Raw genomic sequence first — 14,659 nt, forward strand, 5'->3', positions numbered from 1 at the left:
TGCTCACTCCACCGAGAACCACGCCGCGGCCTCGGCGGGTGTGGTCCCCTGGGCGCGGCCGGGAACGTCGTGGACGGCAGCCACCCCCTCGGAGCGCAGCTGCTCGGCGGTGGCGTGCCGGGCCATGACCGCGGCGTAGGCGTGCACATCCGCCGAGGTGGTGTCGGGGCGGCCCCGCTCCGCGTTCTGCCGGAGGAGGCCGGCGACGTCCGGGTCGAAGCGCAGCGCCGTCACCGGGGCGTCGAAGCGCCGGGCGATCGCCATGAGCCGGGCGCGCGCCTCGGGAGTGACGTTCGTCGACTCGGCAATCGCGCACCGCCCGGCAGCAAGCCGGGCGACGATCCGACGGTCGCGTTCTTCGAAGACCCGGGCGTCCGCCGCGTCGGAGACGGGTGCGGTGCCGAAGAGCCCGGCCCGGATCCGGTCGCTGGAGATTACGGCTCCCTCGTCGACCTGACCACGCGCGATCAGCGCCCGGACGAAGCTCGTCTTACCCGAGGCCGGTGCGCCGACCAGCACCACGAGTCCCCTGGGCACCCGGATCAGCCAGGTGCGGCTCGGCGAAGTTTCCGTCACCCGGGCCATCCTGCCGGAACCACCGGCGCCCACCGACCTGGTCCCTGCACCCGAGCCGTCGTCGTGGGCGCCACCTGGCGGCTCGCGCGCGAGGTTGTACACACCGCAGTGAAGATGTGGACAAGCGGACTGTCGGGCGCGGCTGGCTGGCGAGTTTCGTCGTACCCCGCCGATACGCTGGAAGCGGGGGCAGCCCCCAGGGAGGGCGGGCCGTGCCTGGGGCTGCGATCGGCGGCCGGCCAGCACCGGCGGCCGCCGTGAGGACTTCGTCGGAACAGCAGCGCATGCCGCCGCCCTTCTAGCTCTGGTCGCCTGAGCCGTCGTCGAAGGCGCCGCTCGCCAGCCACGCCACCAGCGCCGCGGCCTGGAGGTAGGGCGCCGCCTGGGCGGCCGCCCGGCCCGCCGCACGCGTGCGGCCCCACCTCTCAGGTCTTTCGGCGCGCTCCGGCGCCGGCTCACCCGCCGGACGATCCGTGCGCCACGGTGTCTCCTCGGCGCGCACACCGTCGAGGAAGTCCGCGGTCGGGTCTTCGTCCCGGGTCATGCCTCCAGCGTGCCACCGCCCGGTGAGGGACGGTGGCCGCCGTAAGGACTTCGTCAGAACAGCAGCGGCAGCAGCGCGTGGCGGCGCCGCACGATCGCGCCGTAGCGCGCGTCCAGCCGCAGCCACGAGTCCGTGGCCGTCACGCGGACGACGTCACCTTCCACGTCCGAGTCCACGAACCCCATGCCGGACATCGCGAACAGGCAGCGCATCTGCACCTTGACCTCGACGGACTCCCCCGTCACCGTCAGTACCGCCTGGTCCATCAGGGACGCCGGCGGCGTGCCGTGCGGGCCCACGTTGTCCCTGGCCAGGGTCACGCCGCGGTCCGCCAGCTCCGACACCACCCGGGCCGGGAGCTCGTCGACCAGCGGCCAGCGCCCGGACGGCGGCAGCTCGCCGTGCCACAGCAGGTCGCGGGCCGGGCCCGGGTCCATCCGGGGGCCGCCCGCCACCGTCAGCGCCGCGAGCAGCTCGTTGCCGGACACCGTGACGTCGCCGGGCGTCACGTCTCCGGCCACCGCGCGGGTGGCCAGGCACTCGAACGGCGTCGCCGTCCAGGCCTCGACCACGCCGTCGCCGCGCTGCCGCAGCCGGACGGCCGTCTGGCCGTCCAGCCGGACCGCGCGGGCGACGAACGCCCCGAGGGTCTCCCGGTCGGCCGCGTCCGGCACGAACAACTCAGGCATCCGCGAACCCCTGCTTCAGAAACTCCGACTCGGCCGGGGTGAGCCTACGCGGCCGCAGCGCGACCGTGTCGTACGGCGCCAGCACCGTCTCCGCGGTCACCGCCACCGGGTCCTCCGCGGAGGGTCCGCCGCGGACGCGGTAGGCCAGCGTGAAGCTCGCCGCGCGCAGCTCGGTCAGGTCGATCTCGACGCGCAGCTGCTGCCCGGACACCACGATCGGTGCCTTGTAGGCCACTTCGAGGCGCACCACGACGATGCCCTTCGGCAGCTGGTCCAGCCCGGCCTCGACGGCTCCTTCGAACAGCAGCGGGATGCGGGCCTCTTCGAGCAGCGTCACCATTTTCGCGTGGTTGATGTGGCCGTAGACGTCCATGTCCGTCCAACGCGGACGAACGTGCGATACGTAGGTCACCGAACCGTGCTCCGGATCTGGCGGGCCGCCACCGACAGCGTCGCCAGGTCGAGCCGGCCGGACTTGGTGATCTCGTCGAGCGCGACGCGCGCCCGCTGCAGCCGGGACGCGTTCGTCTTCTCCCACTGCGCGATCTTGGCGTCGCCGGACGAGCCGGGATCGCTGTGCCGCAACGCGTCCAGCGTGATCGCCCGCAGCGAGCCGTAGACGTCGTCGCGCAGCGAAAGCCGGGCGAGGGCGTGCCAGCGGTTGCCGCGTTCGAGCTTGCTGATCTCGGTGAGCATCGAGTCGATGTCCAGGTGCGCCGACAGCGCATAGTACAGCTCCGCCGTCTCGGCCGGGCTGTGCACGGCGTCCACGCCGATCTGCTGCTCGGCGAGCTCGGCCACCTCGGTGACGTCGAGCAGGCCGTAGGTGTGCAGCAGCAGCGACACCCGGCGGGCCAGCCCCTCGGGCACGTTCGCGGCCATCAGTTCGTCGATGTGCTTCTGCACCGACTCCGCTTCGCGGCCGCGCAGCAGGTCGCCGATCTTCGGGACGAGCTTGCCGAGCACCCGGCCGAAGCGCTTGATCTCCGACAGCGGGGCCAGCGGCTGCGGCCGGTTGGTGAGGAACCAGCGCGCCGCCCGGTCGAGCAGCCGCCGCGTCTCCAGCACCATCGCGTCGGCGACGTCAGTGTGCACGACGTTGTCGAGCGCGTCGATTTCCTGCCACAGCGCGGGGAGGTCGAACACCTGCGTCACCACGGCGTACGCGCGCACCGCGTCCGTGGCCGTCGCGTTCATCTCCTCCATCAGCCGGTAGACGAACGAGATGCCGCCGCCGTCGACCACTTCGTTGGCGATCAGCGTGGTGATGATCTGCCGGCGCAGCGGGTGTTCGCCGATCGCGGGGCCGAACCGCTCGCGCAGCGGCTTCGGGAAGTACTCGGGCAGCCGCGCGGCGAACACCTTCGAGTCGGGCAGGTCGCTGGCCAGCAGCTGGTCCTTCAGCTCCAGCTTGACGTGCGCGAGCAGCGTCGCCAGCTCCGGCGAGGTGAGGCCCTTGCCCGCCTTCTCCAGCTCCCGGAACTCCGAGTTGCTCGGCAGCGCCTCGAGCTTGCGGTCGAACGCACCCGCCGACACCAGCGCCTGGACCTGGCGCGCGTGCACCGACAGCATCGGCGCGGCGTGCGCCCGGCTGACGCCGAGCACGGCGTTCTGCCGGTAGTTGTCCTTGAGGACCAGTGCGCCGACCTCGTCGGTCATCTCTTCCAGCAGCTCGTTGCGCTGCTCGCGCTCCAGCTTGCCGGTCTGCACGAGGTGGTCGAGCAGGATCTTGATGTTGACCTCGTGGTCGGAGCAGTCGACGCCGGCCGAGTTGTCGAGCGCGTCGGTGTTGATCTTGCCGCCGTTGCGCGCGAACTCGATCCGGCCCAGCTGGGTGAGACCCAGGTTGCCGCCTTCACCGAACACCTTGACCCGCAGCTGCTTGCCGTCGACGCGGATGGCGTCGTTGGCCTTGTCGCCCGCGGCCGCGTGGCTTTCGGTCTCCGCCTTGACGTAGGTGCCGATGCCGCCGTTCCACAGCAGCTCGACCGGCGCCAGCAGGATCGCCTGGATCAGGTCCATCGGCGCCAGCGCGGTGACGCCCTCTTCGAGCCCGAGTGCCGTGCGGACCTGCGGGCTGATCGGGATCGACTTCGCGGTGCGCGGGTAGATCCCGCCGCCTTCGCTGATCAGCGAACGGTCGTAGTCGTCCCAGGAGCTGCGCGGCAGGTCGAACAGGCGGCGGCGCTCGGCGTACGACGTCGCCGCGTCGGGGTTCGGGTCGAGGAAGACGTGCATGTGGTTGAACGCCGCGACCAGCCGGATGTGCTCGGACAGCAGCATGCCGTTGCCGAAGACGTCACCCATCATGTCGCCGATGCCGACCACGGTGAAGTCCTCGGTCTGGGTGTCCTTGCCCAGCTCGCGGAAGTGCCGCTTGACGCTCTCCCAGGCCCCCTTCGCCGTGATGCCCATGGCCTTGTGGTCGTAGCCGACCGAACCACCGGAGGCGAAGGCGTCACCCAGCCAGAAGCCGTACTGCGCCGAGACTTCGTTCGCGATGTCGGAGAACTTCGCGGTGCCCTTGTCGGCCGCGACGACCAGGTACGAGTCGTCGGCGTCGTGCCGGACGACGCCCGGCGCGGGCACGGTCTTGCCCTCGATGCGGTTGTCGGTCAGGTCGAGCAGGCCGGAGATGAACATGCGGTAGCAGGCGATGCCCTCGGTGAGCTGGGCGTCGCGGTCGATGCTCGCGTCGCCGCTCGGGGCCGGCGGGCGCTTGACGACGAACCCGCCCTTCGCGCCGACCGGCACGATCACCGCGTTCTTCACCGCCTGGGCCTTGACCAGGCCGAGGATCTCGGTGCGGAAGTCCTCGCGGCGGTCCGACCAGCGCAGGCCACCGCGCGCGACCTCGCCGAAGCGCAGGTGCACGCCCTCGACGCGCGGCGAGTACACGAAGATCTCGAACTTCGGCCGCGGCTCGGGCAGGTCGGGCACGCCCGCCGGGTCGAGCTTGATGGCCAGGAACGACCGGGCCCGCCCGTCGGTGCCCATGACGTGGTAGTTGGTCCGCAGGGTGGCCAGGATGACGGCCATCAGGCGGCGCAGGATCCGGTCCTCGTCGAGGCTGGTGACCTCGTCGATCATCGCGTTCAGCTCGGCGGCCAGCGCCTCCGTCGCGGACTCGCGGTCGGCGTCGGACAGCTGAGGATCGAAGCGGGCCTCGAACAGCCGCAGGAGCTTGGTCGTGACCTGGGTGTGGTTCAGCAGCGTGTTCTGGATGTAGTCCTGGGAGAACGCGCTGCCGGCCTGGCGCAGGTACCGCGAGTAGGCGCGCAGCACGGCGGCCTGGCGCCAGGTGAGCCCGCCGCGCAGGACGAGCCCGTTGAGGCCGTCGACCTCGGCGTCGCCGCGCCAGGCGGCCTCGAAGGCGTCCTGGAAGCGGCCGCGCAGCTCCTCGACGGCGTCCTGGTCGGACTCGTCGAGCATCTTCTGGTCGACGCGCAGGCCGAAGTCGTAGATCCAGCACGCGCCGCCGTCTTCGCGGTGCAGCTCGTACGGCCGCTCGTCGACCACCTCGACGCCCATGGCCTGCAGCACCGGGAGCACCTTCGAAAGCGTGACGCCCTCGCCGCGCAGATAGAGCTTGAAGCGCCGCTCGCCCGGCCCGGCGTCGGCGGGCTGGTAGAACGACAGCGCGAGATCGCCTTCGTCGGTGAGCGAGTCCAGCGCGCGGAGGTCGGCCAGCGCCTCTTCGGCGGTGAAGTCCTCCTTATAGCCCTCGGGGAAGGTGCTCGCGAAGCGCTGGCCCTGCTCGGTGGCCGATTCCTCGCCGACGATCCCGACCGCGACCCCGCCGTCGGCGCGCTCACGGCGTTCGTCGAGGACCGCCTCGACCATCCGGTCGTCCCAGCTGCGGACGGCGTCGTTCAGCCGGTCCTGGATCTTGAGCGTGTCCGGCTCGAGGCGGCGCGCCGGGTCGGTGTGCACGACGAAGTGCACCTGCGCCAGGACGGTCTCGCCGATCCGCGCGCTGTATTCGAGCTGGGTGCCTTCGAGCTCTTCGAGCAGGACTTCCTGCATCGCCAGCCGCGAGCGCGTCGTGTAGCGGTCGCGCGGGAGGTAAACGAGGCAGGAGTAGAAGCGGCCGTACGGGTCGCGGCGCAGGAACAGCCGCAGCCGGCGGCGGTCGGAGAGGGTGATCGCGCCGGTCGTCGTCGAGTACAGCGAGTCGGTGTCGGCCGAGAACAGGTCGGCGCGCGGCCAGTTCTGCAGGATCTCGAGCATCCGCTGGCCGGAGAACGACTCGATCGGGAAGCCGGCGCGGTGGATGACCTCGCGGACCCGCTTGCAGACGACCGGGATGTCGAGGACGTTCTCGTGCAGCGCGGTGGTGGTGAACATGCCGAGGAAGCGGTGCTCGCCGGTGACCTTGCCCTCGGCGTCGAAGGTCTTCACGCCGACGTAGTACGGGTAGACCGGCCGGTGCACGGTCGACGGGGCGCTCGCCTGGGTCAGCACCAGCAGCGTCGGCGCGAGGGCGGTGGCGGCGGTGTCCGGGCCGGCGGTGAGGCCGCGGGCGGCGAGGCTGTCCTGTCGCAGAACGCCGAGGCCGGAGGCGAGGACCGCGCGCAGGGCCGGCTCGTCGGTGTCCGGGTGCGGGTTGTCGATGAGTTCGTAGCGGCGGTAGCCGAGGAAGGTGAAGTGGCCGTCGGCCAGCCAGCGGAGCAGGCGGGCGCCCTCGGCGACCTCGTCCTGGGGCAGCTGCGGCGGGGCCGTCTCGAGCTCGCTCGCCAGCTGGCAGGCCGTCTGGGCCATCTTGTCGGCGTCCTCGACGACCTCGCGGACGTCGCCCAGCACGCTGGAGAGCCGGTTGTCGAGCTCGCGGGCCCGGTTGCGGTCGGTGACGAAGTCGATCTCGATGTACATCCACGACTCGGCGGCCGAGTTCGCGGGCGGCTCGGCCGGGTCGGCTTCGGGGTGGACCTCGAGGAGCTCGCCGGTGAGGTCGCGGCTGACCACCACGATCGGGTGAACGATCCGCTGCACCTGAACGCCGTCGCGCGCGAACTCCGCGGCGATCGAGTCGACGAGGTATGGCATGTCGTCGGTGACGACCTGCACGACGGTGGCTTCGCGGGCCCACCCGTCCTCGGCGACGGTCGGGTTCAGCAGCCGCACGGCGGGGCGGCCGGGCATCCGGTGCTTGGCCAGCTGCAGGTGCGAGCGGACGGCGCCGACCAGGTTGACGGGCTCGTCGCCGACGATCTCTTCGGGCGGGAGGTGCCGGTAGTAGAGCCGGATGAGCTCACCGATCTCCGGCGCCAGCCCGGCGGCGGCGTCGATCAGGTCGTCCCTGATCTGCTCCGGGCTGGCCGGGGAGCGCCGGCCGAATTCGGGTTCGGCTTCGGCTCCGGTTCCGGGTAGGGACGAGACTCCGGTCGAGCTCATTTGAGGCAACTCTCCAGTTTGCGTGAGGTGGCACCGTGCCGGTTCGGCGTTGAGCCGGCCACCCCACACTAATGCGCCGCGATCGCGGATCACACGAAGACCCGAAGGTTCCCGGAGGCCCGAAAACCCTTCCGGGGCACGGGATTCGCGTGATCGGTAAAGCTACTGACGGGTTGTCTTCGGCCCTCCTGCGCGGCGCTGACCAGCCGTGCTCCGGGGGCGTCACCCGGCGCGGGGCCAACGTGATCGGTTCAGTTGATCGGGCCCGCAGCCGCTCGGCGAACGCTGTCGGCCAGTCGGCGACGGCGGGGTGCGACGGATCCCACTGGTTTCGGGGTGAGGCAGGTCGGCGACGATTCGGGACGTCTCGGCGACTGGGCGGCGGTGGGGGTGAACTCTCTGTTGTGGATCGGGGACGCTTTCGGACCTTCGGGACGGCGAACCTGTCGGTGGTCTCCGGTAGCGTGGAAGACGGGGGGCGCCCCCGCGGGTCGAGGTTCGCAGGTCAAGGCTTCGCGGCATGGTGTTTCACGGCGCACCCGTGCCTCGGCAGCCGGAACCCCGCGGACCCGAAAAGCTCCGCGACCCGAGGCTTCACGGCTCGGAGCTTCGCGGCCTGAGACTTCGCTCAGTCGCGGGTGCCGTGGCCGCGGGAGTCCGGTACTTCGGCGCCGTGGCCGTTGCGGCCGTGGCCATTGCGGCGGCCCGTGTTCTGGGAGTCGAGCTGCTTGACCAGGGCGGCCGCGCTGGCCGTGCCCGCCTGGTGCTCGGCCAGTGCGCGGGCGAGCAGGTCGGCGAGGCCGGCGTCCGGTGGCGGCTCGTCCTCCGCGATCGCGCGGGCGTAGCTCTCGGGGAACGGAGCGGTCGCCGGCGTCCAGTGGCCGAAGTCCTCCATCGGCTCGAGCGACGGAGGCATCCGCAGCCGCGGCAGCCACGGCTCCGCTTCGTCGCGGTAGTCCGGCACCGACGGCGGTTCGTCCTCCGGCCGCGGCGGCGGCGCGAGCTCCGGACGCGCCGGTTCCTCCGCGCGGGGGCTGTCCGCGTCTTCCGCCCGGCGGCGGCCGCCGGCACCTCCGGACGCGGAGATGCCCAGCCGGTCCAGCACGGAACGTGCGGCGACCGAGCCGTGCTCGGCGTCGTGACGCGTCGACGGCTGTGGCTCCGGACGCGCCTCTTCCGACGCCCACGGCTCGCGCTCGGCGGCGGGCTCGGGCGCGAGCGGCAGCGCCGGCGTGACCCGGGTGGGCGCCGATTCCCGTTCGGCCGCGGTCTCGCGCAGCCGCGCTTCGGCCAGCGCGGCCCAGGAGAACTTGGTCTTGCCCGGTTCGGCGGCCTCCGACCGGATCTCGGGCTGAGGCCGCACCTCATCAGCTTCCGGCGGCGGTTTCTCGCCCGTGCGCGGCTCGGCGGAATCGGTCCGGTGGTCCGCGCCGCGCGCCGATCGCCCGTCGCCGGGCTCCAGCCGGAAGTCCGGCTCCCGCCCACGCTCAGCCGACCGCGACTCGCCGAACTCGGGTTCCCGCGCCGACCGCACTTCGGGCTCTCGCCCACGCTCAGTCGACCGCGGCTCGGCAAACTCCGAGCCCCGACCCGACCGCACCTCAGCCGACTCAGCCCGAAACTCCGGCTCCCGCTCAGCCAGCCGCGGCTCGCTGAACTCGGCTCCCCGCGCCGACCGCACCTCAGCCGACTCAGACCGAAAATCGGGCTCTCGACCACGCTCGGTCGCCAGCGGCTCGGCAAACTCCGAGCCCCGCCGCGACCGCACCTCAGCCGAGTCCGAGCGGAACTCCTGCTCCGCTCCCCGACCCGACCGAGACTCCGGCCCCCGCCCCGACCGCACCTCGACCGGCTCCGACCGGAAGTCCGGCTCCCGCCCACGCTCAGCCGACCGCGGCTCGGCAAACTCTGAGCCCCGCACTCGGTCCGACTCCGACCGGAAGCCAGGTTCCCGCCCACGCTCGGCCAGCGGCGGCTCGGCAAACTCGGAACCCCGCACCCCGGCCGACCCCGACCGGACCTCGGACCCCCGCCCACGCTCAGCCAACCGCGCCCCACCGAACTCGGGCCCCCGCGCCGACTCCGACCGGAACTCAGGCTCCCGCCCACGCTCAGCCAGCGGCGGCTCAGCAAACCCGGAACCCCGCACCCGGTCCGACTCCGACCGCAAGCCAGACTCCCGCCCACGCTCGGCCAGCCGCGACTCACCGAACCCAGGCCCCCGCACCCCGGCCGACTCCGGCCGCACCGGCTGGGGCTCGTCCCGCACCGCGGGCATCAACGTCGTCTCAGCGGCATCCGCGGTCACCCGCGGCCGCTCGAACGACCAAGCCGGCTGCCGCGGTTCAGGCCGCGACGGTGTCTCCTCGCGGCCGAACGACCAAGCCGGGGTCCGTGGCTCCGGCTCCGGGACCGGCGCCGGCTCGGGGGCGGTGATCGGGACCGGCCGGGACGGCACCGCCTTCAGCACCTCGTCCAAGTCGACCGAAGCCGGCTCGCCCGTTCCGAACTCGCCGGCCAGTACGCTGCACGCCTGCCGGCGGGCCCTCGCGTGCAGCTGCTCCGCCGCCCGCGAGCGGTACAGGCACGCGATGGCCTCCTCCGCCTGCCCGAACCGCTCCTCCAGCTGCGCCAGCTCCAGCCACAACCGGGCGGTGATCGCGGACAGCCCGTGCCGGTCCGTGCTCGCCACGGCTTCGCGGACCAGCTCGATCGCCGCCTCGCCCGAACCCGCGGGCAGGTGGACGCGCGTCGCGACGGCCAGTCGCAGCCAGCCCATCGGGGCGACGCCCGCGGCCCGCACCGGCTCGGCCAGCATCGGCTCCGCGATCTCGTACGCCATTTCGGTGTCGCCGCGGTCGAGGAGCGTGCTGACCAGCAGGAGCACCAGGCGGATGCGGACGAGGCCGCCGTCGTCGGCCGGGTTGTCGAGCTTCTCCAGGAAGCCGAGCCCGGTCCGGGCGGCGTCGGCCGCCGCCGTCAGGTCGCCGTGGCGGCGCCGGTGGGCGGCCGTGCCGACGCGCAGCAGGGCCCGCACCAGCAGCTGGGTGTCCGCGCCCAGCGAGTCGTCGCCGACGACGAGCTTGTCCGCTTCCACCAGCACGCGGTCCAGCTCCGACTTGCGGCCGAGCTGGCCCAGGCAGCCCACGAGGTGGCACAACGCCGCCGCGCGGTGGACCGGCGAGACCACCGGGTCCGTCAGCACCGGCCGCAGCGCGGCGAGGCCGGTCAGCGGCACGCCCAGGCTGCGGGCGCAGACGGCGAGGTCGATGCGCAGCCGCGCGGCGATGTCGCCGTAGCCCGCGTGCTCGGCTGCGCGCAACGCCGCGACCGCGCGCCCGGCCGTGCCCGGCCGCATCCCGAGCCGGACGCGTGCGGACACGACCAGGCTTTCGGCCCGGATCCACTGCTCGTCGGCACTCGCGGCCTCGGCCAGCGCGGCCGCGCGCTCACCGAGGACCAGCGCGAGTTCGGGCGCGCGCAGGTGCAGCGCGTCCGCGCGTTCGATCAGCCTGCCGACTGCGGAGAGGGTTCCCCCGGCATTGGCGGAGCGCCCGCTCTCCGCGTGCGAGAGCGGGGCCGTCCGGTGCTGTTTGCTGGCTTCCACGGGGAAACCCGCCCCCTCAGTCGCGGGTCAGCTTGCGATGGGTGACACGGTGCGGGCGGGCAGCCTCGGCGCCCATCCGCTCCACCTTGTTCTTCTCGTACCCTTCGAAGTTGCCCTCGAACCAGAACCACTTGGCCGGGTCTTCGTCCGTGCCTTCCCAGGCCAGGATGTGCGTCGCGACCCGGTCGAGGAACCACCGGTCGTGCGAAATCACCACGGCGCAGCCGGGGAACTGCTCCAGCGCGTTCTCCAGCGAGCCCAGCGTCTCGACGTCCAGGTCGTTCGTCGGCTCGTCGAGCAGGATCAGGTTCCCGCCCTGCTTGAGCGTCAGCGCCAGGTTGAGCCGGTTGCGCTCACCACCGGAGAGCACGCCCGCCGGCTTCTGCTGGTCCGGGCCCTTGAAGCCGAACGCGCTGACGTACGCCCGCGACGGCATTTCGGTCTGCCCGACGTGGATGTAGTCCAGCTCGTCGGAGACGACCTGCCACACGGTCTTCTTCGGGTCGATCCCGCCGCGGTTCTGGTCCACATAGGACAGCTTGACCGTCTCGCCGATCTTGACGTCGCCGGCGTCCGGCTCCTCGAGCCCGACGATGGTCTTGAACAGCGTGGTCTTGCCGACACCGTTCGGGCCGATCACGCCGACGATGCCGTTGCGCGGCAGGTTGAACGACAGCCCGTCGATGAGCACGCGGCCGTCGAAGCCCTTCTGCAGCTTCTCGACCTCGACGACGACGTTGCCCAGCCGCGGACCCGGCGGGATCTGGATCTCTTCGAAGTCGAGCTTGCGGTGCTTGTCCGCCTCCGCCGCCATCTCCTCGTAGCGGTCGAGGCGCGAGCGCGACTTCGTCTGGCGCGCCTTGGCGTTGGACCGGACCCACTCGAGCTCGGTCTTCAGCCGCTTGGCGAGCTTCGCGTCCTTCTTGCCCTGGACCTCGAGGCGCTCGCGCTTCTTCTCCAGGTACGTCGAGTAGTTGCCCTCGTAGCCGACGACGCGGCCGCGGTCCAGCTCCATGATCCACTGGGCCACGTTGTCGAGGAAGTACCGGTCGTGGGTGACGGCGAGGACAGCGCCGGCGTAGCGGGCCAGGAACTGCTCCAGCCACAGGACACTCTCGGCGTCCAGGTGGTTGGTGGGCTCGTCGAGCAGCAGCAGGTCGGGCGCGGACAGCAGCAGCTTGCACAGCGCGACCCGGCGGCGCTCACCACCGGAGAGGTGGGTGACGCCTTCGTCCGGCGGCGGGCAGCGCAGCGCGTCCATGGCCTGCTCGACGGTCGAGTCGAGCTCCCAGGCGTCGGCGTGGTCCAGCTCCTCCTGGAGCTTGCCCATCTCCTCGAGCAGCTCTTCGCTGTAGTCGGTCTCCATCAGCTTGAGGACCTCGTTGTAGCGGTCCAGCTTGACCTTGACCTCGCCGAGGCCCTCCTCGACGTTCTGCCGGACCGTCTTCTCCTCGTTGAGCTCCGGCTCCTGCATGAGGATGCCGACGGAGGCACCGGGCTGGAGGAACGCCTCGCCGTTGCTGGCCTGCTCGATCCCCGCCATGATCTTGAGAACGGTGGACTTACCGGCACCGTTCGGCCCGACCACGCCGATCTTGGCGCCGGGGTAGAACGCGGTGCTCACGTCGTCGAGGATGACCTTGTCCCCGACGGTCTTGCGCACCTTCTTCATGGTGTAGATGAACTCGGCCATACCCACGATCGTAGAGCGCGCTTGATCGCGCCTCGACGCCGGTCACCGTCGGACTACCGAAAGTCAGCCCGAGATCACGGCGAGAGTAGCAAAACGGCCGTTTTCCCGGCATCCGGACGGCGGCTCAACCTCAACTGGAACCCGAGGGTCGCTTGCCCTCGGCGAGGTTCTTCAACATCGCGTTGTAGGCGTTCAGCTCTTCGTCGCCCGTCGCCGCTTCGCGCCGGTCACGCCGCTTCGCCTCGCGCTCGTCCTGACGCGACCACTGCACCAGCAGCGCGATCAGCACCAGCAGGACCGGGACCTCGCCGGCCGCCCAGGCGATGCCGCCGCCGAGCCGCTGGTCGGCGAGCAGGTCGGTGACCCACGGCAGGTGCAGCTGGCTGTAGAAGGCCTGCCCGATGACCGTCTGCTTGCTCATCAGGATCACGCCGAAGAACGCGTGGAACGGCATCGCGGCGAACATCATGCCGAGCCGGCCCAGGTACGGGATCCGCCGCGGCGACGGGTCGACGCCGATCACCGGCCAGTAGAAGACGTACCCGGCGAGCAGGAAGTGCCCGTTCATCAGCAGGTGCGCCCAGTGGTACTGCAGCGCGTTGTCGAACAGGCCGGAGAAGTACAGCGCGTAGAACGAGCCGACGAACAGCAGCAGCGCGACCACCGGGTGGGTCAGGAACCGCGACACCGGGGAGTGCACGAAGGCGACGAGCCACTCGCGCGGCCCGGGCGGCGCGTCCTTGCCCGCGGCCGGCAGGGCGCGCAGCGCGAGCGTCACCGGGCCGCCGAGCACGAACAGCACCGGCGCGACCATCGACAGCAGCATGTGGTTGCCCATGTGGACGCTGAACATCGCGGGCGCGTACCGGCCGATGCCCGACGACGTCGCGATCAGCAGCACCACGCAGCCGGCGATCCAGGCGATGGTGCGGCCGACCGGCCAGGTGTCGCCGCGGCGCAGCAGACGGCGGACGCCGGCGAGGTAGAGGCCGCCGAGCACCAGCGCGACCGTGCCGTAGACCAGGTCGAAGCGGGTGTCGAAGAGCAGCCGCCAGACCGTCGGCGCGCCGTCGAGGTCGTAGCCGATCAGCAGCTCGGTGGTCGACGGCTGGGTGATCGCGTCCGCCGGTGGCGGCGTCCTGGCCAGGCCGGACGCGATGCCGATGGTGACGAACATGATCAGGATCTCGACCGAGGCCAGGCGCAGCAGCTGAGCGCCGCCCTTGCCGTCGACCAGGTTCGCGACGCCCTTTTCGCGCTGCTGGTGGCCGAACACCCCGAGCAGCAGCAGCGCGACCGTCTTGGCCACGACGAGCAGGCCGTAGTCGGTGGTGAACAGGTCGTTGAGGCCGATCCGGACGAGCGCGTTGACCGCGCCGGAGAGCGCCATCACGATCCAGCAGACCAGGGCCAGCTTGGAGAACCGCTGTGCGGCCAGGCTCAGGTGTGCCCCGCGCCGGTACCCCAGCGCCAGCAGGGCGACCAGGCCGCCGACCCACAGCGCCGCGGCGACCAGGTGGAACAGCAGGCTGTTGGTGGCGACGTCGTGCGAGCCGCCGCTGGCGGAGTGCCCGGTGACGGCGACCGGGACCAGCCCGCCGACGGCGAGGAAGAAGAGCACCGCCGTCCAGCCCCAGGACAGCGCGAGCCGGCAGCCGAGTGCGATGAGGACGGCGATCAGCGCCGTCCACAGCCACGCCTTGGGCTGTTCGATGGCGCCGACGAGGTCGAGCAGCGTCTGCGGGTCCAGGACGTCGCCGAACGGCTTGCCGGCGGTGTCGGCGGCGGTGAAGGCGACCGAGAGCAGGGCCGCGGCGAACCACACCCAGGCGGCGATCCCGGCCGCGCGCAGGGCGCCGTAGCCCTCGGGCCCGAGCGTCCCGGACCGCTGCGGCGGCACCAGGAAGGCGGCCAGCAGCAGCGACCCGACGCAGATCACCGACGCGCACTCGGACAGCACGCGCATGACGGTGATGCCGTACTTGGTGACCAGGCCGGGGTCGGGCAGGCCGGCGATGACGTAGCCGGCCCCGCCGGTGAGCGCGATCAGGCCGATCGCGACCACGGCGGCCAGCAGAAAGCCGACCAAGAGCAGGGGCAGCACACTGGCCCGGCGCTGGGTGGGGACGTCGGATTTCGTCGCGGACACGCCACTG

General features: G+C 71.7%; 8 protein-coding genes. All 8 read right to left on the bottom strand.

What is annotated here, in order from left to right; genetic code table 11:
• Window positions 1–3 precede the first annotated feature (3 nt).
• The 8 genes from ACFPLC_RS01715 to ACFPLC_RS01750 all read right to left on the bottom strand — a co-directional run bounded on the left by ACFPLC_RS01715 (window position 4) and on the right by ACFPLC_RS01750 (window position 14,652).
• A complete protein-coding gene (locus ACFPLC_RS01715) occupies window positions 4–678 on the bottom strand; it encodes an AAA family ATPase (protein ID WP_378235663.1) in 675 nt (224 codons plus the stop codon).
• Window positions 679–874: 196 nt separating this feature from the next.
• Complete coding sequence (locus ACFPLC_RS01720; protein ID WP_378198200.1) at window positions 875–1,120, bottom strand: hypothetical protein; 246 nt, start codon at window positions 1,118–1,120, stop codon at window positions 875–877.
• A 53-nt stretch (window positions 1,121–1,173) separates the two neighbouring features.
• Window positions 1,174–1,809, bottom strand: a complete 636-nt coding sequence (locus tag ACFPLC_RS01725) for a DUF8010 domain-containing protein (RefSeq protein ID WP_191307769.1) — start codon at window positions 1,807–1,809, stop codon at window positions 1,174–1,176.
• The gene (locus ACFPLC_RS01730; protein ID WP_378198198.1) at window positions 1,802–2,221 is read right to left on the bottom strand and encodes an acyl-CoA thioesterase; all 420 of its coding nucleotides are present in this window, start codon (window positions 2,219–2,221) and stop codon (window positions 1,802–1,804) included. The genes ACFPLC_RS01725 and ACFPLC_RS01730 overlap by 8 nt, the downstream gene beginning before the upstream one ends.
• Window positions 2,218–7,203, bottom strand: coding sequence for an NAD-glutamate dehydrogenase (locus ACFPLC_RS01735; RefSeq protein ID WP_378198196.1), 4,986 nt, complete (start codon window positions 7,201–7,203; stop codon window positions 2,218–2,220). The genes ACFPLC_RS01730 and ACFPLC_RS01735 overlap by 4 nt, the downstream gene beginning before the upstream one ends.
• 628 nt (window positions 7,204–7,831) lie before the next feature.
• Window positions 7,832–10,810 carry a hypothetical protein gene (locus ACFPLC_RS01740; protein ID WP_378235664.1) on the bottom strand — a complete coding sequence of 993 codons (2,979 nt, stop codon included), beginning with the start codon at window positions 10,808–10,810 and terminating at the stop codon, window positions 7,832–7,834.
• A 16-nt stretch (window positions 10,811–10,826) separates the two neighbouring features.
• Complete coding sequence (gene ettA, locus ACFPLC_RS01745; protein WP_378198194.1) at window positions 10,827–12,503, bottom strand: energy-dependent translational throttle protein EttA; 1,677 nt, start codon at window positions 12,501–12,503, stop codon at window positions 10,827–10,829.
• Window positions 12,504–12,633: 130 nt separating this feature from the next.
• On the bottom strand, window positions 12,634–14,652 hold the full coding sequence (locus ACFPLC_RS01750) for a bifunctional copper resistance protein CopD/cytochrome c oxidase assembly protein (RefSeq protein WP_378198192.1): 2,019 nt from the start codon (window positions 14,650–14,652) through the stop codon (window positions 12,634–12,636).
• Window positions 14,653–14,659: the final 7 nt, after the last annotated feature.

The sequence above is a fragment of the Amycolatopsis plumensis genome (assembly GCF_042652605.1).
In the GTDB taxonomy this organism is placed as follows: Bacteria; Actinomycetota; Actinomycetes; order Mycobacteriales; family Pseudonocardiaceae; genus Amycolatopsis; species Amycolatopsis plumensis.